This is a genomic window from Thermogutta sp. (genome assembly GCF_039793925.1).
In the GTDB taxonomy this organism is placed as follows: domain Bacteria; phylum Planctomycetota; class Planctomycetia; order Pirellulales; family Thermoguttaceae; genus Thermogutta.
Window position 1 is genome coordinate 1,489 of sequence record NZ_JBAMME010000311.1, and the last position, 1,385, is coordinate 2,873.

General features: G+C 61.3%; 1 protein-coding gene. It reads left to right on the forward strand.

Going from position 1 to position 1,385, the window contains the following annotated elements:
• Window positions 1-267 precede the first annotated feature (267 nt).
• On the forward strand, window positions 268-1,385 hold a 1,118-nt coding region (locus ABJK56_RS16855; protein ID WP_347245846.1), incomplete at its 3' end, for a glycosyltransferase family 4 protein.

Below are 1,385 nucleotides of genomic sequence, written 5' to 3' on the forward strand. Positions count from 1 at the left end.
CACGTGCACCTGGAAGTGGCGGGCCAGAGCCTCCGCCAGCCCCTTGGAGTACTGCACCACGCCGCTCCCCTGAAGGCTCCGCCCGCCCGGCGGCGGATAGGGAGACACTATCGCTATCCTCTTAGTAGCGGATGCGTGGGAGGATCCGGCCAACGCGCCCCTGAGTGCGCACACCGTGAGAAAAGCTTTCCAGCGATGGAGCGTTTTTAACCCAGCGCGCGTTCGCAGCGCGAGTTGCAGCGAGGATCCGGCAGGAAGAGAATAGTAGTGGTCAACTACTACCCGCTCGAGTTCTGGGGAGGAGGTGAGATTCTCTCCAGGCGGCTGCTGGATCACCTGGGGAGGCGCTACGAGGTGGAGTACCTGGCGCCGGAGGAATTCGCCGGAACCCTCAGGACGACCAGGAAGTCGGCGATGGATGGCGCACTCTTCTCCTACAGGAGGATTCCCTTCAGGCGTGCATCCGTCCTTCCGCACACGCTCGTGAGGCCGGTGCCCCCGGCGGAGCACTTGGAGCGCGCCGACCTGCTCATGATATTCCTGGACAGGCCCCCGGCGAGGGAGTTCCTGCGCGAGCTCGCGGACCTCGGGAAACCGACGATATTCCTGCTGCACGGCCTGACGTTCGAGAAGTTCTCCGCGCAGTCCGTGGAGAACCTGGTGGTGGATGCGTACCAAGCGTGGATCAGGCTCTACCTCAGGATGAGCGGGGAGCTGCTCAGGCGCGGGAGGTTCTACTTCCAAGTGCTCAATGAATCACAGGCCTCGTTCCTGGAGGAGCTGGGCGTGGACAAATCCAGGATATTCCTCGTACCGAATTCCGTGGACTTCTCCGCGTACAAGGTCTCGAGGAACGACTCCAGCTTCAGGATAATCTACATGGGAAGGCTGGAGAGGTTGATCAAGGGCACTAGGCTGTTGGAGCGCGTGGCGCAGGAGGCGACGAAGCTCGACGATCGCATCGAGTTCCTGGTCATGGGCTCGGGATCGGCGGAGGAATCCATGGTCAAGCTGGCGACGCGGAGGAGGGGTGTGGTGTTCAGGGGACAGGTGAACGATCCCGCGTTGAAGTCGGACCTGTTATCGAGCGGCAACATGATGGTCTCCTTCTCCACAATGGAATCCTTCTCCATATCGCTTCTGGAGGGGCTGGCATCGGGCCTGCCGATCCTGTGCACCGACACGTCTGGCCCTAGGTCCATCGTGGGAAGGGATCCACGCTTTGGTAGGGTGCTGGGATTCGATGTAAGCGAATTTATAAATGCCATTGAGGACTATCTGGCGAGATGGAGCTCGAGCCCTGGACGCTACTTCGCGGAGAAGCTGGAGAGGAGGAACGCTGCCGAGGCGGCATTCGGTAGGGTACGCGCGGAGGAGCTCTACGA